The sequence below is a fragment of the Bacteroidia bacterium genome, from assembly GCA_033391075.1.
GTDB lineage: Bacteria > Bacteroidota > Bacteroidia > J057 > J057 > JAWPMV01.
The window spans coordinates 2,990,909-3,010,691 of record JAWPMV010000001.1; the positions used below are offsets into that span (position 1 = coordinate 2,990,909).

Below are 19,783 nucleotides of genomic sequence, written 5' to 3' on the forward strand. Positions count from 1 at the left end.
TCTAGGCATTTCTAGCAGCAATAAATAAGAATAACCGAGCCTATATATTCAATTTTTTCATGAGAGGAATGCTAATGTCATTTGCCAGAAATTTCAAGGCTTTCCAACTAATCCTTTCTTTCTTTTTGACTCCCGACCAGTCTATCAGATTATATTCCCAAAAAGCTGTAAGGCCTCTACTTGCTTTGAAAGCAGAAACTCCAGAACTGGCATGTATGACGGCTTTGTTTTCCTCCGCGAGTTCGACGATTTTAAGACTGATAAGTCGATACAAGCCTTTCCTTTTAGAAATAGTCCTATCATACCCAATCACGGATGCCGTTTGAACTCCGGCAAATAGGAAATAGCCCAGGACTGCAACTATATCCTCCCGCTCTTTCAGCACATAAAGGCTTAAAATGCCATTGCCTATCAAATGCCTGAAAAAATCAGCTGTGAAGTTAGGATTCAGCTGTGCATACTTTCCCAGATATAGTTCCTGATACAGTTCTCGAATCCGATTGATTTCTCCTTCTATAGGTTGTTTAATTTGGGTCCAGGTCAATTGATTTTTTTGCTTATTAAAGAGCCTGAGGTCATGCCCAAAGTTTCGTTTTTTCCGATACGCTCTTGGTGGCTCAGTTGAAGCCAGAAAAACCTTTCGACTAAATACTTCTTCAAATCCTAGCATCTGTAATTCCTCGATCAGGTTTTGATTCAAAAAGGGATTAAGGGACCTAAAACAAATGGCTTTATGAGGGAATTTATGCTTAAGAAATGCCTGAAGTAACTCAAGATGCCTGAAAGGGATTTGTTTAGGATAAAGATTAGTTGATAGCAACCAATTATTGACAAAGACTACTTCATCCAGATTCGAAAAGGAACACAAGTGGGCAATTGCGGACAGCAGAGCTTTCCCTAAAAATCTGAGGATTGGCTGCTTGAACTCCAATTCAATCTCCCGCTTTCCATAAGAGACATATTGACTATAGAGAGAAGCGACATAAGATCGATGGGCAATGGATTCCCTATTTCCCAGAACAATGGGATAAAGCCGATCCTCGATTGCCAGCATTCCAATATCATTCTTCACATTTGAGATGAAATGCAGACTTCCTTTTTCAATCAATAAGGCAAAGAGGTTCCGATAATAGGCTCCATCCTGGTATTGATCCCAATCCAGTTCGCCCAGATTGTGGCGATCAATATATTTAATCTCCAAGTCCATCAAAAGCTATATCGTAGGTCATGCTTTGGGTAAAACTTATGTTATACCTAAGGCTCCGGTACAGGAATTCCAGCAAGCCTAATATTTGAAAAAAAAAGGCTTTGGGATCTTCCAAAGAAAAAACGGCATCTTTGCTTCTTCTGACTTCTTTCCGGGTAAAATAAAATGGATTGGAAAACAAAATAGCTGTTTTTAAAGAGCGAGCCCTCTGCTGATCTGTTAGAATGTGTGGCTCTTCATCTATTATCGCAGCTGCAATCCCATCAGCCAACAAATGTAAACCGCTTGTAGCGCGAGGATTACACTCAATCACATAGATCTTCTCTTTTGTCTGTATCATGTCGAAAGAAAGCTGACCGCTGAAATTCAGACTTTCTCCAAAACTTCTCACGGCTTCATAAACTTTCTGCTTCCAAAGCGGCTGGAATAGTAAAGCTGCTCCTCCTTTATGTCTGCATGCCAATTTGTAGATGCTAAAAGCCAGAAGTTTTCCATTTTTCCAGAGAGAATAGACGCAAATTTCTTCTCCTTCAATTTTCTCCTGCACAATCCAGTCTTTGGCTTGCTTTAGCTTAGCTTTCACTTTCATTTCAGAGAGATTGATCAGGGTTTGCTCTCCAAAACGAGAATATTTAGGTTTAAACACATACTCTTTACTATTTTCCCAATTCTCAAAGTCTTTCATCAATAGGGTTTGGGGAAAACAAAAGGGGCTTTCCTTCCATTGGCTAAAAGTCCATTTATTGTGAAGGCGATCCATGAGGCTGATTTGATCAAGCCAAACAGAAAAAGGAAGTTCGGCTAAAGCTTTACTCAGATGGAAAACTTCTTCACAGGTAGGTAAACAGAAATCAATTGAATGCTCCTGATGTATTTTCCTCAGGGCATCAACATATTGTTTTGGGAAAGCATTGGGAGATGGAAGTTTAACATAAGCATGGGCATATTTACTCCATCTCCCCAAGGGGAATCGCATAGAATCAGCCATTATGACGATATGCCCTTTTTTCCCCAGACTTCGACATAATTCCAAAGCCACGGGCGCTCGGGCTCCCAAAATCAAAATGCTCTGTTTTCTCTGCATATTTCCCATTCTTCCTTTATAAGGAAGCTCGGAATTTACAGAAATATTTGAGTATCCAGTCTTTTTGAAATGGCGAAAGCTGCATTTACCAAACCTACATGAGAATATGCTTGAGGGAAATTGCCCCACTGACTGCCGGTTTTAGCATCCACATCCTCACTTAGAAGTCCTAAATGATTCCGATATGTCATCAAGCGTTCGAAGATCTCCTTGGCTTCTTCCACCCGACCGATGCATGCCAGGGTCTCAACATACCAGAATGCACAAATCAGAAAAGTAGTTTCCGGTTCCCCGAAATCATCTGCATGCTTATAGCGATAAAAAAGTCCTTCTTTGGTTTTCAGTTCCTCTTCCAGAATTTTGACATGCTGCTGAGCTTTTTCACTCGAAGGATCGAGATAATTCATGGTGATCAACTGCAGCAAACTGGCATCCAGGTTTTTGGTTTCTATGGCCTGTGTATAAACACCTCTCTCCTCGTCAAAGCATTTTTCCAATTGCTCTGTAGCTTCTTTGATCAGTTTCTCTGCCAGTTCTTTCATCTCGAAATCCCTGAACATCTCAGCGATCTTTAAAGCAGCATTGGCTCCTGCCCAGTGAAATAGGAAGGTATAGCTATGCTGCTGAGCTTTATTCCTGAACTCCCACAAACCGGCATCCGGTTCGTACATAGTCGCTTCAACCTGCTTGAGTATTCTCATCAACATAGGAAGCAAGTCCCTTCTGTTTTCCTCCACCAGGCGTATGTCTACAAAGAGTGGTAAAAGAGAAACCAATACCTGACCATAGACATCATTTTGAATGTGCTCATAGGCCTGATTACCAACCCGAACCGGCTTTTCTCCCAAATAGCCCTCCAGGTCCATGATTTTCTCCACCAGTTTGGATCCTCCTGTTATAGAATAAAGGGGTTGAAAACGTTCATCATCCGCCAGGTTGATCGCAATATTTTCTATATAGTGGGCATATTGTTGGAGTTCCGTAAAATGCCCCAGGCTATTCAATGCCTTAAGGGTATAATGGGTATCTCGTATCCAACAATATCTATAATCCCAGTTTCGGGTACTTCCCGGAGATTCGGGCAAAGAGGTAGTCGTTGCGGCAATGATGGCACCTGTATCCTGGTACTGATGCAGTTTGAGTACGAGCGCTGAACGGATTACTGCTTCCTGATGGAATTGCCCGGTACTGGTACGCATCACCCACTTTCTCCAGTATTTACGTGTTTTGGTATAGAAATTATCAAGGGTAGATTCGAGTTCTGCTTCCAAAGGAATTCCCCAGGTAAGTGCCAGGTGTTTAGGTTCATTTAAAATGAATACCTTTTCCTCTGCTACATAATTGAGCGCAATATTGGTAGTCAAACGAACCTGCCTTTCCAAGCCGATATATCGAATATGGCTACTCCCAAATAGGACTTCGGGCTTTTCTTCTCCATATTCTCCTACAGGTCTGCATACAACTTTCACTCTGGGAGTCCCTTCCAAAGGAACCACCCTTCTGCAAAGCAATAAAGGTTTGTAGTACCTCTCATACTGAAAAAAGCGAGGTGCAAAGTCTACAACTTTAAAGCTTCCATCCTCACAGGTAAATTCAGTCACCAAAATATTGGTGTTTTCCTGATAGTATTGAATACTGCTATAATTGTCTGTCGCAGGTCGGATAGAGAATTCTCCTCCTTTTTCCTTATCGAGCAAACCTCCAAACAAAAAGCTGGAGTCAAATTTGGGCCAGCAGAGCCAACCAATGTTCGCATTGGTATCAACCATTGCGATATAGGAACAATTTCCTATCAATCCGTAGTTATAGGTATGTTTTGCCATGGATAATTATTGAATGTACGGCTTCGCTCGGGGAGGGCGAATTTACGACCATGGCAGGGCATTGCCAAGTTTTATCTCAACTTCTCTCTTACCCATTCTCTGGAAATCCTATCTGTTTCGTATAGATCTTCCAAGGTGGGGCTTTCGACATAAGAAATTGCTTCCATTGCAGCCTCATTGATATCGCCTATTTCGAGAAAAGAAATCCGCTCATCCCGAAACGCTTTATTGGTAATTTCATTAGCAGCATTTAGAATACAAGGGATATTGCCTCCTTTCTCCATAGCTCTGTAGGCTAATGCCAGGTTTTTAAAAACTGTAGTATCCACCCTTTCAAAAGTCAAGGAAGGATAATCAAGGAAATCAAATCGCTTGAACTGGTTTTCTACTCTTCCCGGATAGGCGATGGCATATTGAATAGGCAGTTTCATATCAGGCAAGCCCATTTGAGCTTTCATACTTCCATCTTCAAACTGTACAATGGAATGAATGATGGATTGGGGATGAACGATCACGTCAATTTGATCATTTTCCAAATGAAAGAGCCATTTGGCCTCGATTACTTCCAGGCCTTTATTCATCATGCTGGCAGAATCAATGGTGATTTTCGCTCCCATTTCCCAATTGGGATGTTTCAGAGCCTGAGCTTTGGTCACTTTAGCCAATTGATCTTTACTAAATCCTCTAAAAGGTCCTCCGGAAGCTGTAAGGTATATTTTCTCTAAAGGATTTCCTTCTTCCCCTACCATGCATTGAAATAAGGCTGAATGCTCACTATCCACAGGGATCATCTTTACCTGATGCTTATCAATGAGGTCCGTTATCAAACTACCCGCCACAACAAGGGTTTCTTTATTTGCCAGGGCGATATCTTTTCCACATTCGATTGCTCGTACCGTAGGTCGCAAACCCGAAAATCCCACCACTGCCGTAAGAACCATATCCGTTTCGGCTAATTCCATTGCTTCAACCAAAGCACCTTCTCCTGCTGCAACCTTGATTTCGGTATCCTTCAGAGCTGCCTGCACTTTCTCATAATGCTCTTCATTTCCTATTACAACCAGCCGAGGATTGAACTTTTTGGCCTGACTGATGAGTAATTCAAATTGGTTATGTGCAGTAAGTACCGTCACAGCAAACCTATCGGGGAACTCTTCTATTACTTCGAGGGCCTGGGTTCCAATAGATCCAGTTGAACCCAAAATGGCAATCTTTCGCAGTGTGGACATGAAGGAGGTATTTGAATAAAAGCCTAAGCTAAGTCTATATATGTGATTCACAAAAATGAAATAACCTATATGAAGTCTCTTTGTTCAGAAGCGCCTAATAAGGTATGAAAGGCTCTATTCTTTTCATTCTTTTCGATATATTTAAAATCATTGCTACACAAAACGAATTCAAATGAAACTGCTACCCGCCTACTTTCTTTTTTTTTCTCTCCTTTTTCTAGCTCTCTCCTGTTCAGAAGGGGAAAAGAAAAATCTGAAAGCATATGAAAGTTTAAGTAAGGAAGAACAACGGCAATCAGATTATGCCGTCCAGGGGATCGATATAGCGGAAGGTCTTCAAGCCCATCTTTTCGCTGCTGAGCCCATGCTCATAAATCCAACAAATATTGATATAGATGCTAAAGGTAGGATTTGGGTGTGCGAAGCTTTTAACTATCGCAACCAATTAAATCCAAACAATCCCAAAAGGAAAGCTGGAGACAGGATTGTCATTTTGGAAGATAGCAATGGAGATGGGCAGGCAGATAAATCGAAGGTATTTTATCAAGGTCCGGAGATAAATTCAGCTTTAGGGATATGTGTATTGGAAGACCGGGTCATTGTATCAGTCAGTCCGCATGTGTATGTATTTAAAGATACGGATGGGGATGATGTAGCGGATTCTAAAGAAATAATGTTTCAGGGCATAGGAGGAGAGCAACATGACCATGGGGTTCACTCCTTTACCTTTGGTCCGGATGGGAAATTGTATTTCAATTTTGGCAATGAAGGGAAAAGATTGCTGGATAAAAACGGAAAGCAAGTTATAGATATCCATGGCTATCCCGTGATTGCCAATACAAAGCCCTTCAATCAGGGGATGATCTTTCGCTGTGATTTAGATGGGACTAATGTTGAAGTTCTTGCTTATAATTTCCGGAACAATTATGAATTGGCAGTGGATGCTTTTGGGACGATATGGCAATCGGATAATGATGATGATGGGAATCAGGGAACCCGGATCAATTATGTGATGGAGTATGGGAATTATGGTTTCAAAAATGAAATCACAGGTGCTGCCTGGCGAGCCTTTCGGACCGGCATGAATGAAGAAATCCCCCTCAAACATTGGCACCTCAATGACCCCGGAGTAGTTCCTAATTTACTCCAAACAGGTGCAGGCTCTCCCACAGGAATAATTTTATATGAAGGCGATCTTTTGCCTGAAGCTTATCATAACAGCATGATCCATTGTGATGCGGGCCCCAATGTACTCCGGGCATATCCTACTCAAAAAAGTGGAGCTGGATACAGTGCTAAGGTCCAAAATCTCATGAAAGGAATTAGAGATCAATGGTTCAGGCCTTCGGATGTTTGTGTAGCACCAGATGGATCACTTTTTATTGCCGATTGGTATGATCCAGGCGTGGGAGGTCATCAGATGGGTGATACGGCTAAAGGTCGGATTTATCGATTAGCTCCTCGTGATCATAAGTATAAAACAAAAAAGTATGATTTCACTTCCATTGATGGAGCTATTGAGGCCTTAAAGAATCCCAATTTACATATCAGGTCCAGGGGCTGGAGAAAACTTCACAAAGAAGGAGCTGCTGCGGAAGCAAGTCTTCGAAAATTATGGACAAGTAAGGATCCGGTTTTACGAGCAAGGGCCCTATGGCTGCTTAGTAAAATCGAAGGGAAAGAAGCCGCCTATGTAGAGGAAGCCATTCAGGACCAAAATTCGGATATCCGGATAACTGGCATACGCGCAGCTCGTCAAAATGGGATCGCTCTCTTCCCTATTTTAGAAAAACTGGCCAATGATCCGAGTCCGCAGGTCAGAAGGGAAGTCCTCATAGCGATGCGTTTTATGAAAGGAAGCGCAGCAGCTGAGCTTTGGGCGGATTTGGCCTTGCAAGCAGAGTCAAATGATCGCTGGTACCTGGAAGCATTGGGAATTGGGAGTGATCTGGATGCAGAGCAAAGGTTCGCAGCCTGGCAAAGCAAAGTTGGAGATCAATGGAATCAGGGAGCTGGGAAAAATATTGTCTGGCGAACGAGAGCTCAGGCAGCTCAGCCTTTATTGGCACGCTTGATTCTCAATAGTGGTAGCTATCGGGAAGCGGAGCGATATTTTCGGGCTTTTGATTTTCATAAAGGAGAACAAAAAAATGAAGTATTGCTAAGCTTACTCAAATCCAAACATAAAGATGAGGATCAACTTGATTACCTGGCTATTTCAAGTATGGATCCCGCATTCATCAAAAGTAAAGGGAAGGCCAGAAGGAATCTCAATCGTATTCTCAAAAAAGAATACGATACAGAGAATTATCTGAATATGGTTCGCAAACTGAATTTGAAAAATGAAGGAAAGAGGGTTTACCAAATGGCGCTTACACATGTGGGTAGCGATTTGGGAAATCAAGCGACTTTCTTATTAAAGAAGTTTGAAATGTTAGGCCTATTCCAGGCAGATCTTTCGGCAAAAAAAGGAGCCGAGAAATTAGCCGTACTTAAAGCGCTGGGCCAAGCGCATGATAAACAGGCAGATGATATTCTCAAACGGGTTGCAAGCCAGAAAAATGAACATCAGCAAATTCGTATAGAAGCCTTGAATCAGCTGGGAAATAGTTGGCTAGGTCAAAAGGATCTATATGAGTTGGTCAAGGGTAGTAAGCTTCCGGAAGATCTAAGGCAAGCAGGGGCCAATAGGCTCTTGTCTGTAGGAAGAAAATCCTATCGGGACTTTGCATCCGACTTTCTCAAAATAGACGAGAAAAATGCCAATCTTTCCCCCATCGCCGAATTGGTAGAAAAAGAAGGAAATTCCTCCAATGGAAAGGAAGTTTATGCTACATATTGTGCGACTTGTCATGTTATTAATGGAGAAGGCATAGATTTTGGGCCCAATCTTTCAGAAATTGGAGATAAATTACCCAAAGGTGCTCTCTATTCCTCGATCATGAATCCGAGTGCAGGCATCAGTTTTGGATATGAAGGCTACCTGATTAGCAAAAAAGATGGCAATCAACTTTTGGGATACAAGGCAAGCGAAACAAAAAAAGAAATTATGTTACGCATGGCAGGAGGCAACAACCAATTGATTGAGAAAAAAGACATAAAAAGCATAGAATTGATGAGTGAATCTCTGATGACGCCTTTTCTTCATGTCAATATGAAAGAGGAAGAACTTGTAGACCTTATCGAATATCTTGCGTCTTTAAAGAAACAAGACATGATTACTTTGCGTTAAACAAAAGAATATAGGATATTAATTGAAAACACGTTTACATGAATAGATTTGAGTTATTGTACCAGGAGCTCAACAAGCTCCACCCGCTAAAGATTCGCTTCAAAGACGAATCTCCCTTTATGCAAGTGCTCAATCTATTCGTTATGGGCTTCTGCCCTACCTTCCTTTCTGAATATACCACCGTCATCGGAAATACCATTTATTTTCCAAATCGGCATTACATAGATGCCAAACCTGAAAGCGCTATGAGAACTCTGGCGCATGAGATGGTACATGTGATGGATATGTCGAAATGGAGTCCTTTTGTTTTCAATTTATCTTATCTCTTCCCACAAATTTTGGCCATAGGCGTTTTCAGCTTTCCCTGGTTGGGATGGTGGGCCCTTCTATTCCTATTGTTTCTGCTTCCTATCCCGGCTCCTTTCAGGGCCCATTTCGAAGCCAGAGCTTATGCAATAGACGTATTAACTTCAAATCCTGAATACACCAAGGAAACCCTATACCATAGTGCCAATCATTTCTCAAGTTGGAATTACTATAAGATGTATCCGTATCCAGAAGATGCACGAGAAAAAATCACACACTGGGTCAAAGAGGCTGAAAGCGGATCGGATGATATCTTACTCAAAATCTTATTGAATTATGAGATGATTAGTGAAGCCTGATCCTCTCTTTTCCTTTTTCTCTATCTCAATTCTTCTTATGAAAACTACTGCTTTAAGCCTTTTACTATGGGCCTTTCTTTTCCATTTGGGATGGGCACAAGATGATATTCTTATCAAAGATGTACAGATCGTTCATGCCGAAAAAGGCAAAGTAGAAGGGCCTGTTTCCATTCATATTTCCAATGGGATTATCCAGAAAATCGGCAAGGTAAATGAAAATACCCTACCGAAATCCACAGAAATTCTAGAGGCAAAAGGAAAATACCTCATGCATGGCATGATAGATGCCCATGTCCACTTTTTTCAATCTGGAGGGATTTACACTCGACCCGATGCCCTGGATCTCAGGAAACTAGTGCCTTATGAAGAGGAACAAAACTGGTTGAGAGAACATGCGGATGATCTGATGAAAAGATATACAGCAGCAGGAATTACCCATTTATGTGATGTGGGAGGCCCTATGCAAAACTACAAAACCAGGGATCAGGCCGATGCGCTGGAAAATGCCCCTAAATTATTTGTTACCGGCCCGCTGATTTCTACTTATCAACCGGATGCATTTAAGCTTGATGATCCCCCTATTGTCAAGATAAATACGCCTGAGGAAGCGCGGGCATTGGTTCAAAAACAACTTCCATTCAAACCTGATTTTATCAAGATCTGGTACATCGTTGGCAGAGGCCAAACGGCCGAATCCAATTTACCCATTATAGAAGCTACCATAGATGAGAGCCATAAAAATGGAATAAAAGTAGCCGTTCATGCCACCCAGCTTAATACCGCAAAATTAGCCGTAAAAGCAGGGGCAGATATATTGGTTCATAGTGTAGATGATAAAGAGGTCGATGAAGAATTTATCCAATTGCTGTTGGAAAACAAGGTCAGCTACATCCCTACCCTGATTGTCAGCAATAATTACAATAAGGCTTTCTCCAAATCCTATCCTTTTACTGAAGAAGATTTTCAATATGCCAACCCTCATACTATAGGAGATATACAGGATCTTCAACATATAGCCGAAGCAGATTTGCCTTCTTATATACAGCGACTCCGAAAAATGGATTATGTGCCCAGAAAAGATGAAGCATTGATGGGGAGAAATCTTAAGAAATTGTGGGACGCAGGAGTCAATGTAGTAGTAGGGACTGATGCAGGTAATATCGGCACCTTACATGCTTCCAGTTACTTTGAAGAATTGCGAGCCATGAAAAGAGCCGGCCTCAGCAATGCAGAAATCCTTCAAGCTGCAACCGTCAATGGAGGGAAGATGATGGGGGACGAAAAGCAAGGCATCATTGCAAAAGCCCATTCAGCGAATCTTGTTTTGCTTTCTGGCAATCCTTTAGAGGATTTAAGCATCTTATCATCAGCTGAAAAAGTGATAGTAAGAGGGAAAAGCTATGTTCCCAATGAACTTCTGGACAATGGCCCGGAAGCATTGGCACAGAGACAGTTAAATGCTTACAATGCAAGAGACATTGAAGCCTTTTTGGCCTGTTATCATCCGGATGTAAAAGTATATTCCTATCCGGATAAGTTGATGTATCAAGGCATAGATAAGATGCGTCCAGGCTATAGTGGGATGTTTGAGAATACTCCTGAACTCCATTGTGAACTCGTCAATAGAATCGTGATGGGTAATGTGGTAATAGATCAGGAAAATGTAACAGGTTTCCCAAATGGTCAAGTCATAAAAGCCGCTGCTATTTATACAGTGGTAGATGGCTTAATTACTGAAGTGCGCTTCGTACGCTAAGTTAGGGAATAGGTACAGCTAGCGTATCTGGACAATTTTCCAGTGCCGCTTCAATATCCTTGAAGGCGAGCTCTTCACCTTCATTTCCCCAGGCATTTTTGATGTAGTTGATGATATTTCGAATTTCAACTTCCTTGATATCTGCATGCCCATACATAGGCCTATTATAAGTTCTCCCATTTACCCTAACTTCTCCCTCCATCCCGTATCGGATCAGGCAAGCCAAATCAGCCTTATGTTCATTTACATAATCTGCTTGTGCCAAGGGAGGAATCACTCCTCTTAGGCCACTACCATCTACCATATGACAGGAGGCGCAGTGTTTTGCATACAGGGCTTTACCTGCACCATATTTTTCTCCAGAGGTATATCGGTAAATCAGCAGACCAGCCAATATGATTAGGGGCCAAATAAGCCAAAGGATCGTCTTCATATCAGGCTCCTTTTGGGGCTCCGGCTTTCAGGGATTTGATGTCTTTGATCAGCTTATCAACTTCTGCTTCATCTGTTCCTTCATAAAATCCCCGAACTCTTCTCTCCTGATCAAGTAGCACAAACTTACCACTATGAAAAATCCCTCCTATGATACTCTCATCAGGACCTGCAGCAATCATATAGCTTTTACAAACTTCAAACACATAGTCATGATCCGGGCTGCTTAGCATCTTCCATTTACTCGAGGAAACCCCCAAGCCTTCAGAAAAAGCTTTAAGGGCTTCAACTGTATCTCTTTTGGGATCAAGGGTATGGGAAAGTATCACAATCTCATTGTCCTGCTCATATTCCTCATAAACTCGGAGCATTTGTTGATTCATTTTGGGACAGATATCGGGACATGAGGTAAAAAAGAAATCAACTACATGAATCTTTCCCTCAACTAAGGATTCCGTAATTTCTGCACCTTCCTGATCCAAAAATGAAAAAGGAGGAACTACATAATGTTCTCCTTCTTCTGCCATCCCCAGAAAAGGCAATTCTCTGGGTTCTGACTCAGACTCTGAGCAGGAAAAAAGGAGCAAAAAGAAAGCACAAACAATTGAAATATTTCTCATTATTCTTTATTAGTATTTAGGAGATCTTTAGCAGCAGCAACCGCATCGGCTACTTCTTTACCCATGCTCTGCATTTTCTCCATTTCTTCTTTCAGATAAGCCATCGCTTCTTCTTCCGTTTTGTCCAAAGGCGCCTTAAAATCTGCCATCCATACATTCATAGCTTCATCCGCTGATTCTAATTGGCTGATGGTTTCCGCATATGTTTTGAGCTTTAGGCTATCTACCTCCTCCGGCATTTCAAGACGCATATTTTCCATCGAAGCCAACTCATCTTTGATGGTCTTTTTAAGTCCGTAAATTTCCCCCCATACTACCATATCCTGATGATGAATTTCCATCATCTCCTGAAAATATAGTTCAGATTCTTTGGTGGTATTACAGCTAATCAGGAGGGCTAGCAGAAAGAAAGTTGGTAAGGAAAGCTGAGCGTAAAACTTCATATTCTTTTGTTGAAATATGAGGCAAATTTACACAACTCCTCCCTGAGAAAATAATTTTGAGGGCTAAAGAAAGTTTGAATTTTCTCCTGATCCTGGACAAATCAAGCTTTTGAAATCACTCTGTTTCAGTGGTAGGTCTACTACAGTTATATAGTATTTCGCCTAATGCTTAGTAGCTCTATATCTACTAGTATCTAGGAAAATAGAAAACAATCACTACTTAATAGCAATAATACATTTGCAATAAAAGCTGTCTTTTTTATGATTTTTTAAAATAAATAAAGATTTTTTCAAGAATCTATAATGCTGAAAATTAAGCACTTGCATTCATTTGAAAAAAAATCTTCAAACCTATGCTTGGAATTCTCCGTAAATCAGCACTACCTTTGAAGCATCAATTACGGATTGTAATTGATTTATACAGAAGAGGCGAGAGAACAGGCTCGATGACCCTCTGGCAACCTTCCTTAGGAGACGGTGCCAATTCCTGCCCGAAAGGGACATATGAATTAATTATAGAAAAATGAAAAACCTATCTCCATCCGTATCCCTCTCCGAGTCTTCACGACTTCCTTATTTACCCACACATTTTGCTATTGACTTCAAGCTAAACAACTGTTGTTGTTGCTGTTGTTGCTAAACCTAATCTGCATGTATTAGGTCATCCTGTAAACAAGGGCTTTTTGTCCCTTAGGCTGATCATAACATATGCGCATTAGGTTGCTTGTGCTTTCATTGATTTTAAACATTGATACAGTCATTCTTTGCAAAAAATTTTCTCATGAATTCCACTATTATCGAACAACTCAACGCTGAAACAGAAGGTCTCTCCGCCTCGGAAAGCCTCAGATGGATTGCCCAGGTCTATGGCAATGAGGCCAGCTTCTCTCTGGGCTTTGGATTAGAAGGGATGGTGATCGCCGATCTGATCTTCAGCCAGGACCTGGATATTCGGGTGTTTACGCTGGATACGGGAAGGCTCTTTGTGGAAACTTATGAGTTGTTCAATAAAGTTTATGCGCGATATCAAAAGAAAATTGAAGTTTTCTTCCCGGAAAGGGATGATGTCGAGAAATTGGTCAGCAGTAAAGGACCCTTCAGTTTTTATGAATCGGTAGAAAATCGCAAAGAATGTTGTGGAATCAGAAAACTCAGGCCCCTGGAAAGAGCCTTGAAAGGAAGCAAAATCTGGATAACCGGACTGCGATCCAGCCAATCTGAATTCAGAAGCGGACTCTCCCGGTTCTACTGGGATGAAAAACGACAGTTGATCAAATTCAATCCTTTGTTTGAATGGAGCCGTGAAGAAGTATGGGCCTATATCCGCAAAAACAGAGTTCCCTATAATGCATTACATGATCGCGGCTACCAAAGTGTTGGCTGTGCTCCCTGTACTCGTGCCACAGAAGCAGGAGAAGATGAAAGAGCTGGAAGATGGTGGTGGGAAGACTCTCACAAAGAATGTGGACTTCATGAAATCGATGTCCCATCTCCCAAAGAAAAGCAGAAAACTCTTTGCCATAAATGTTAATCCCAATCCAAACTATACTTAAGCGAAAACATGTCTGAGCATAAATTTGAAACCAAATCCATAAGAACCCAAATCGACCGATCTTGTCATGGGGAACATTCAGCTCCCTTATACTTAACCTCCAGTTTTGTGTTCAAAGACGCAGAACAAATGCGTGCAAGATTTGCCAATGAAGAAGAAGGGAATATTTATAGTCGTTTCTCAAACCCCAATACTTCTGAGCTGATCGATAAAATTTGTACCCTGGAAGGTGCTGAAGATGGTTTTGCCACAGCTACAGGTATGTCTGCTGTTTTCACCAGTCTGGCAGGCTTGCTGGATTCTGGAGATCATATTCTTGCCAGCCGGTCCCTTTTTGGTTCGACGCATTCGGTTTTAGGAAAATTGCTGCCCAGATGGGGAATCAGCCATACCTATGCACCTGTTTTCGATACAGATTCCTGGGATGAACTGGTTCTTCCCAATACCAAAATTCTATTTGTAGAAACTCCTTCAAATCCAGCGGTTGATCTCCTTGATTTGGAATGGCTGGGGAAATTTGCTCACAGACATGGATTGATTTTGATTGTAGACAATTGTTTTGCGACCCCTTATCTCCAACAACCGCTGAAATATGGAGCTGACTTGGTGCTACATTCCGCTACCAAATACATAGATGGTCAGGGTCGGGTACTTGGTGGAATTATCGCCGGTAAAGGCGACCTACTGGAGCAGATTCGTCTTTTTGCCAGACACAGTGGACCTGCTTTGTCCCCTTTCAATGCCTGGGTACTATCCAAGAGTTTGGAAACCCTGGCTATCCGAATGGATCGTCATTGCTCCAATGCATTGAAATTGGCTACTTACCTGGAAGAACATCCGGAAATAGAATATGTAAAATATCCCTTTCTCCCTTCTCACCCGCAATATGAAATCGCACGCAAGCAAATGAAAGCAGGCGGCGGTATTGTGAGCTGTGTGGTAAAAGGGGGAGTTGAAAGAGGAAGAAAATTTCTCGACTCACTTCAGTTGGCATCTCTGACTGCAAATCTCGGGGATAGCCGAACCATTGCAACACACCCCGCTTCTACAACTCATGCGAAAGTCAGCGAAGAAGATCGCCTGGCTGTCGGTATCGTGCCCGGTTTGATACGAATATCTGTCGGATTAGAGCACATCGATGATATCACCGCAGATATCAATCAGGCCCTGGAGCGATCCAGGCTTTTACAAAGAGCTTAACATAAAATAATCAGCAAACATGCAGAGTTTCAGAACGGAAATCGAAAACCCAGTTGTAGAAAAAGACATCATTGAGCTGGAAAGAAAGATCCGCCAATTTCAGGAAGGAAAGGTAGATGAAGAAAGATTCAGAAGTCTTCGGTTGGCAAGAGGAGTTTATGGCCAGCGTCAGCCTGGCGTTCAAATGATTCGAATCAAAATACCATATGGTAGATTGACAGCTCAGAAACTTCGTAGAATCGCTGAGGTGGCAGATACTTACTCAACAGGCAAACTTCATATCACCACTCGGCAGGACATCCAGATTCACTATGTAAAACTGGAAGACAGTCCACAGCTCTGGGCAGAACTGGAAAAGGATGAGGTAACCCTGAGAGAGGCTTGTGGAAATACCGTAAGAAATGTTACTGCTTCTGAATTGGCAGGCATAGATCCTGAGGAGCCCTTTGATGTAAGTCCTCATGCAGATGCTTTCTTCAAATACTTCCTAAGAAATCCTATTTGTCAGGAAATGGGTAGAAAATTCAAAGTATCCTTTTCTTCTTCTGATCAGGATGTAGCATTTTCTTTTATGCATGATCTGGGCTTTATCCCAAAAATAAAGGATGGACAAAGAGGCTTCAAAGTGATGATCGGCGGAGGACTAGGAGCCCAACCCATACATGCAAAAGTTGCCAGTGAATTTCTCCCGGAGGATCAGATCATTCCTTTTGCGGAATCTATTCTCAGAATCTTTGATCGCTATGGAGAACGCGCGAAACGATTCAAAGCCCGTTTCAAATTTCTACTCAATAAAATAGGCTTGGAAGAACTTTTTCGCTTGGTAGAAGAAGAGAAAGCTGCGCTAGCCTACCAGCGATATCCTATAGCTGCCGAAGACTTCCCTTTGCCGGTACTTCCGGTTTACAAAAAAAGAGAAGCAGTAAACATAGAAGATAGAGAGGCTTATGAGGCCTGGTTTAAAAGCAATGTATTTGAGCAAAAGCAAGCTGGATTTTACGGAGTCAAAGTCAAAGTTCATTTGGGCGACTTTAGTACAGATACAGCCAGAGAATTAGCTCAAATCATCGAAGAGCTTGCAGGAGATGATTTCCGACTGAGTATCAATCAGGGAATTGTCCTGCGCTTTGTACGGGAAGAAGACCTTCCTCTTCTTTACAGCCGACTGGAGACATTGAATTTTGTTGAGCCAGGATATGATAGTTCTGCAGATATAACTGCCTGTCCGGGAACGGATACCTGTAATCTGGGCATTTCAAGTAGTACAGGAGTCAGTAAGGTGTTAGAGTCTTTGATCCTTGAGAAATACCATTCACTGATTTACAATACTGACCTCAAAATCAAAATCAGTGGTTGTATGAATGCTTGTGGTCAGCACAGCATTGCAGCTATAGGTTTTCATGGGAGTACCCTAAAGGTCAAAGACAAAGTTGCTCCAGCTATGCAGGTTTTATTGGGCGGAGGAATTATTGGAAATGGAGATGCTGCTTTCGCCCAAAAGGTCATCAAACTCCCTTCGAAAAGAATCCCTACAGCCCTATCCTATGTCATCGAAGACTATGAGGACCATAAAGAAGCTGATGAAAAATTTTATCAGTATTTCCAACGCCAGGGTAAGAAATATTTCTATCAATTGCTCAAACCTCTTGCACAAACACAAAGTCTGACACAGGAAGATTTTCTGGACTGGGGACATGAGGAAAGTTTTGTAGCAGAAATAGGAGTAGGAGAATGTGCAGGTGTTGTAATCGATCTTGTAGCCACTTTGTTTTTTGAAAGTGAGGAGAAACTGGATCGGGCAAAAGAAAATCTTCTGGAAGGTCAATATGCAAATGCCATTTACTATGCTTATGCAGCGGGAGTAAATGCTGCAAAAGCTACTTTGGTACAGCATGAAATCCCTACTAATACGCTGGCAAAAATCATCGATGATTTTGATGAGCAAATTCTCGCCAGTGGGAAAATCAATTTCAAACAAAGTTTCCGCAGTTTTATTTATCAGGCGAAAAAAGTGGAGCCCACTCAGGAGTTCGCCGCCAATTTTGTCCTGGAAGTACAGGATTTCCTCCACCTAGTCCAGGAATTTAGCCTAGCAAAACATGAATAAGCAAAAGATACATCCAAAAGTAAGCCTGGTTGGCGCAGGTCCCGGTGATCCAGAATTGATCAGCCTCAAAGGATTAAAAGCCATACAGCAAGCAGACGTAATACTCTATGATGCCCTGGTACATCCCGACCACTTATTAGCAGCAAAAAAAGAAGCCAAACTCATATTTGTTGGCAAAAGGGCAGGATCGCATCGCTATTCGCAAAGCGCAATAAATCAGATGCTTGTAGAATGTGCCCTGCATGAGGGTCATGTGGTCAGGCTCAAAGGAGGAGATCCCTTTGTTTTTGGCAGAGGCCATGAAGAATTGGAATATGTCAAGTCTTTTGAAATTGAAACGGAACTGATTCCTGGAATTTCATCCGTCAACTCGGTACCTGCTTTGCAGGAAATTCCTCTAACCAAAAGAGGTATAAATGAAAGTTTTTGGGTCATCACTGCTACGACTTCAAAAGGAGAAGTTTCTAAAGACCTTTATCAAGCAGTAAGAACCGATGCGACTATCGTTGTATTGATGGGCTTGAGAAAGCTTCGGGAAATTCAACAGATATTCACCTATGCAGGTAAAGGGCATCTACCTATTGCTGTCATTCAATCTGGTTCATTGCCAGAAGAAAAGATAGCGCTGGGGAGTATTGAAGATATTGATGAAGCCGTAAGAAGAGAGCAAATCTCAGGTCCTGCTATCATGGTCATAGGAGAAGTCGTGGCTTTGCATCCCAGCCTTCCTCAACAATTGGTTACTGAATATGGCAAAACCGAATGGCGAGTCTGGGCCTGATAAAAAAAATATTTGTCTTTACTAATAAAAGGTGAAAGTTTTCACGGTCCCGATCTTCCTGGAAGGTCGGGATTTTACTTTGTTTTGATTTGAGGATCATAATCCTCACCAAAATCAAATCCCGGCGAAGCAGATGCTCAGCCGGGATATACTATATATACTAAAGATGTAGTCAGATGTGATTAGCTCCTCTTTCTTCCCATCATTCCCATATTGCCCATAGCACGGGCCATTTTACCTCCACGAGACATGGCATTCATTTTCTTCATGGCTTTTTTCATTTGATCAAATTGCTTGATCAATTCATTGACCTCACGAATGGGTCTGCCACTTCCTTTAGCTATACGCTTTCTTCGCGAGCCATTCAGAACTTTAGGAACTTCTCTTTCTTCTGTTGTCATAGAATAAATGATGGCTTCAACATGTTTAAAGGCATCATCTTCTATTTCCATATTTTTGGTGAGTTTCCCCATCCCGGGAATCATTCCTACCAGATCTTTCAGATTACCCATCTTCTTGATGGTCTGAATCTGAGAGAGGAAGTCATTAAAGTCTAATTCATTGCGGCGAATTTTGCGTTGCAACCTTTCCGCCTCTTTCTGGTCAAACTGTTCCTGTGCCCTTTCTACCAAAGAGACAACGTCTCCCATACCAAGGATACGAGAAGCCATCCTGTCGGGATAGAAAAGATCCAGATCCTCCAGCTTTTCTCCCATACTGATAAACTTGATGGGCTTCTCTACTACCGAACGAATAGAAATAGCAGCACCTCCACGGGTATCACCATCTAATTTCGTCAGCACTACTCCATCAAAGTCAAGTCTATCATTGAAGGCCTTGGCTGTATTAACGGCATCCTGCCCGGTCATGGCATCTACTACGAAGAGAATTTCATGAGGATTGATTGAACTTCTGATGTTCTCAATCTCATTCATCATCTCCTCATCTACCGCCAGACGACCTGCAGTATCCACGATTACGATATCCTTTCCATTTGCTTTGGCATGCTTGATCGCATTCTCAGCAATTTTTACAGGATTCTTATTTTCTTCTTCTTTATAAACGTCAACTCCAATTCCTTCTCCCAAAACACCCAACTGATCAATGGCCGCAGGGCGATACACATCACCAGCAACCAGCAATGGATTTTTCCCTTTACCTTTTAAATGAAGGGCCAGTTTACCGGAGAAGGTAGTTTTACCAGATCCCTGCAGACCCGCAATCAAAATTACCGTGGGAGGGTTTTTGGAGATACGGATTCCTTCCTGTTCTCCACCCATCAATTTTGACAGCTCATCATTGACGATTTTAATCATCAATTGGCCGGGGGAGACATCAATCAGAATATTTTGCCCGAGGGCTTCTTCCTTTACTTTTTTGGTAAAGGTTTTTGCTACTTTATAGTTAACGTCCGCATCGATCAGTGCTCTCCTGATCTCTTTCAGCGTCTCCGCAACATTTATCTCAGTGATCTTACCCTGACCTTTCAGCTTCTTAAAGGCCTGTTCTATATTCGAGGAGAGATTTTCAAACATACTATTCGCTTCTATTCAAACTTTTGCAAAATAAACAATTTCCGCTGCCATCTACAATGAATTTATGACAGAGGTCTTTCCTTTTTTGCATGAAAAGGAATCAGTTAGGTGAATTTT

The 19,783-nt window shown here is 41.9% G+C and carries 15 protein-coding genes and 1 riboswitch; of the genes, 7 read left to right on the forward strand and 8 right to left on the reverse strand.

All coding sequences use genetic code 11. The annotated features are described in order from the left end of the window. Positions 1-40 precede the first annotated feature (40 nt). From R8P61_12095 to R8P61_12110, 4 genes are all read right to left on the reverse strand, one after another. Positions 41-1,207 carry a hypothetical protein gene (locus tag R8P61_12095; protein ID MDW3647800.1) on the reverse strand — a complete coding sequence of 389 codons (1,167 nt, stop codon included), beginning with the start codon at positions 1,205-1,207 and terminating at the stop codon, positions 41-43. Continuing rightward, positions 1,191-2,291, reverse strand: a complete 1,101-nt coding sequence (locus tag R8P61_12100; protein MDW3647801.1) for an ATP-grasp domain-containing protein — start codon at positions 2,289-2,291, stop codon at positions 1,191-1,193. Before R8P61_12100 ends, R8P61_12095 begins: the two co-directional genes overlap by 17 nt. Before the next feature lie 35 nt (positions 2,292-2,326). Further along, the gene (locus R8P61_12105) at positions 2,327-4,114 is read right to left on the reverse strand and encodes a glycoside hydrolase family 15 protein (protein ID MDW3647802.1); all 1,788 of its coding nucleotides are present in this window, start codon (positions 4,112-4,114) and stop codon (positions 2,327-2,329) included. A gap of 71 nt (positions 4,115-4,185) precedes the next feature. Beyond that, on the reverse strand, positions 4,186-5,343 hold the full coding sequence (locus R8P61_12110) for a 1-deoxy-D-xylulose-5-phosphate reductoisomerase (protein MDW3647803.1): 1,158 nt from the start codon (positions 5,341-5,343) through the stop codon (positions 4,186-4,188). Between the two features lie 172 nt (positions 5,344-5,515). Between R8P61_12110 and R8P61_12115 the strand changes: the two genes are divergently transcribed. Genes R8P61_12115 through R8P61_12125 form a run of 3 tightly spaced genes read left to right on the forward strand, consistent with a single transcriptional unit; the run spans position 5,516 to position 10,996 of the window. Beyond that, positions 5,516-8,575 (forward strand): c-type cytochrome, encoded by a 3,060-nt coding sequence (locus tag R8P61_12115; protein MDW3647804.1) that lies wholly within the window; start codon positions 5,516-5,518, stop codon positions 8,573-8,575. Between the two features lie 38 nt (positions 8,576-8,613). After that, a complete protein-coding gene (locus R8P61_12120) occupies positions 8,614-9,240 on the forward strand; it encodes a hypothetical protein (protein MDW3647805.1) in 627 nt (208 codons plus the stop codon). Between the two features lie 37 nt (positions 9,241-9,277). Next, positions 9,278-10,996 (forward strand): amidohydrolase family protein, encoded by a 1,719-nt coding sequence (locus tag R8P61_12125; GenBank protein MDW3647806.1) that lies wholly within the window; start codon positions 9,278-9,280, stop codon positions 10,994-10,996. Between the two features lies 1 nt (position 10,997). On the opposite strand, the gene R8P61_12130 is transcribed toward R8P61_12125, so the two are convergent. From R8P61_12130 to R8P61_12140, 3 genes are read right to left on the reverse strand one after another with little or no spacing between them, the layout of a single operon-like run. Beyond that, on the reverse strand, positions 10,998-11,429 hold the full coding sequence (locus tag R8P61_12130) for a cytochrome c (protein ID MDW3647807.1): 432 nt from the start codon (positions 11,427-11,429) through the stop codon (positions 10,998-11,000). 1 nt (position 11,430) lies between these two features. After that, positions 11,431-12,048: an SCO family protein gene (locus tag R8P61_12135; GenBank protein ID MDW3647808.1), complete on the reverse strand. Its 618-nt coding sequence runs from the start codon at positions 12,046-12,048 to the stop codon at positions 11,431-11,433. Further along, on the reverse strand, positions 12,048-12,491 hold the full coding sequence (locus R8P61_12140; protein MDW3647809.1) for a hypothetical protein: 444 nt from the start codon (positions 12,489-12,491) through the stop codon (positions 12,048-12,050). Before R8P61_12140 ends, R8P61_12135 begins: the two co-directional genes overlap by 1 nt. Before the next feature lie 413 nt (positions 12,492-12,904). Further along, a riboswitch (SAM riboswitch) is annotated at positions 12,905-13,002 on the forward strand. A 270-nt stretch (positions 13,003-13,272) separates the two neighbouring features. Here R8P61_12140 and R8P61_12145 point away from each other — a divergent pair. From R8P61_12145 to cobA, 4 genes are read left to right on the forward strand one after another with little or no spacing between them, the layout of a single operon-like run. Continuing rightward, positions 13,273-14,022, forward strand: coding sequence for a phosphoadenylyl-sulfate reductase (locus R8P61_12145; GenBank protein ID MDW3647810.1), 750 nt, complete (start codon positions 13,273-13,275; stop codon positions 14,020-14,022). A gap of 30 nt (positions 14,023-14,052) precedes the next feature. Continuing rightward, positions 14,053-15,243, forward strand: a complete 1,191-nt coding sequence (locus R8P61_12150; protein MDW3647811.1) for an O-succinylhomoserine sulfhydrylase — start codon at positions 14,053-14,055, stop codon at positions 15,241-15,243. 19 nt (positions 15,244-15,262) lie between these two features. Then, positions 15,263-17,350 (forward strand): nitrite/sulfite reductase, encoded by a 2,088-nt coding sequence (locus R8P61_12155; GenBank protein ID MDW3647812.1) that lies wholly within the window; start codon positions 15,263-15,265, stop codon positions 17,348-17,350. Next, complete coding sequence (cobA, locus tag R8P61_12160) at positions 17,343-18,131, forward strand: uroporphyrinogen-III C-methyltransferase (protein MDW3647813.1); 789 nt, start codon at positions 17,343-17,345, stop codon at positions 18,129-18,131. Before R8P61_12155 ends, cobA begins: the two co-directional genes overlap by 8 nt. Positions 18,132-18,313: 182 nt before the next feature. Here cobA and ffh read toward each other — a convergent pair whose 3' ends face one another. Further along, entirely contained in the window at positions 18,314-19,666 is a 1,353-nt protein-coding gene (gene ffh, locus R8P61_12165) for a signal recognition particle protein (GenBank protein ID MDW3647814.1), read from the reverse strand. Positions 19,667-19,783 lie beyond the last annotated feature (117 nt).

Coding starts and splice junctions, on each gene's coding strand:
- R8P61_12095 (MDW3647800.1), bottom strand. CDS start 1,207: ATGGACTTGGAGATTAAATATATTGATCGCCACAATCTGGGCGAACTG.
- R8P61_12100 (MDW3647801.1), bottom strand. CDS start 2,291: ATGCAGAGAAAACAGAGCATTTTGATTTTGGGAGCCCGAGCGCCCGTG.
- R8P61_12105 (MDW3647802.1), bottom strand. CDS start 4,114: ATGGCAAAACATACCTATAACTACGGATTGATAGGAAATTGTTCCTAT.
- R8P61_12110 (MDW3647803.1), bottom strand. CDS start 5,343: ATGTCCACACTGCGAAAGATTGCCATTTTGGGTTCAACTGGATCTATT.
- R8P61_12115 (MDW3647804.1), top strand. CDS start 5,516: ATGAAACTGCTACCCGCCTACTTTCTTTTTTTTTCTCTCCTTTTTCTA.
- R8P61_12120 (MDW3647805.1), top strand. CDS start 8,614: ATGAATAGATTTGAGTTATTGTACCAGGAGCTCAACAAGCTCCACCCG.
- R8P61_12125 (MDW3647806.1), top strand. CDS start 9,278: ATGAAAACTACTGCTTTAAGCCTTTTACTATGGGCCTTTCTTTTCCAT.
- R8P61_12130 (MDW3647807.1), bottom strand. CDS start 11,429: ATGAAGACGATCCTTTGGCTTATTTGGCCCCTAATCATATTGGCTGGT.
- R8P61_12135 (MDW3647808.1), bottom strand. CDS start 12,048: ATGAGAAATATTTCAATTGTTTGTGCTTTCTTTTTGCTCCTTTTTTCC.
- R8P61_12140 (MDW3647809.1), bottom strand. CDS start 12,491: ATGAAGTTTTACGCTCAGCTTTCCTTACCAACTTTCTTTCTGCTAGCC.
- R8P61_12145 (MDW3647810.1), top strand. CDS start 13,273: ATGAATTCCACTATTATCGAACAACTCAACGCTGAAACAGAAGGTCTC.
- R8P61_12150 (MDW3647811.1), top strand. CDS start 14,053: ATGTCTGAGCATAAATTTGAAACCAAATCCATAAGAACCCAAATCGAC.
- R8P61_12155 (MDW3647812.1), top strand. CDS start 15,263: ATGCAGAGTTTCAGAACGGAAATCGAAAACCCAGTTGTAGAAAAAGAC.
- cobA (MDW3647813.1), top strand. CDS start 17,343: ATGAATAAGCAAAAGATACATCCAAAAGTAAGCCTGGTTGGCGCAGGT.
- ffh (MDW3647814.1), bottom strand. CDS start 19,666: ATGTTTGAAAATCTCTCCTCGAATATAGAACAGGCCTTTAAGAAGCTG.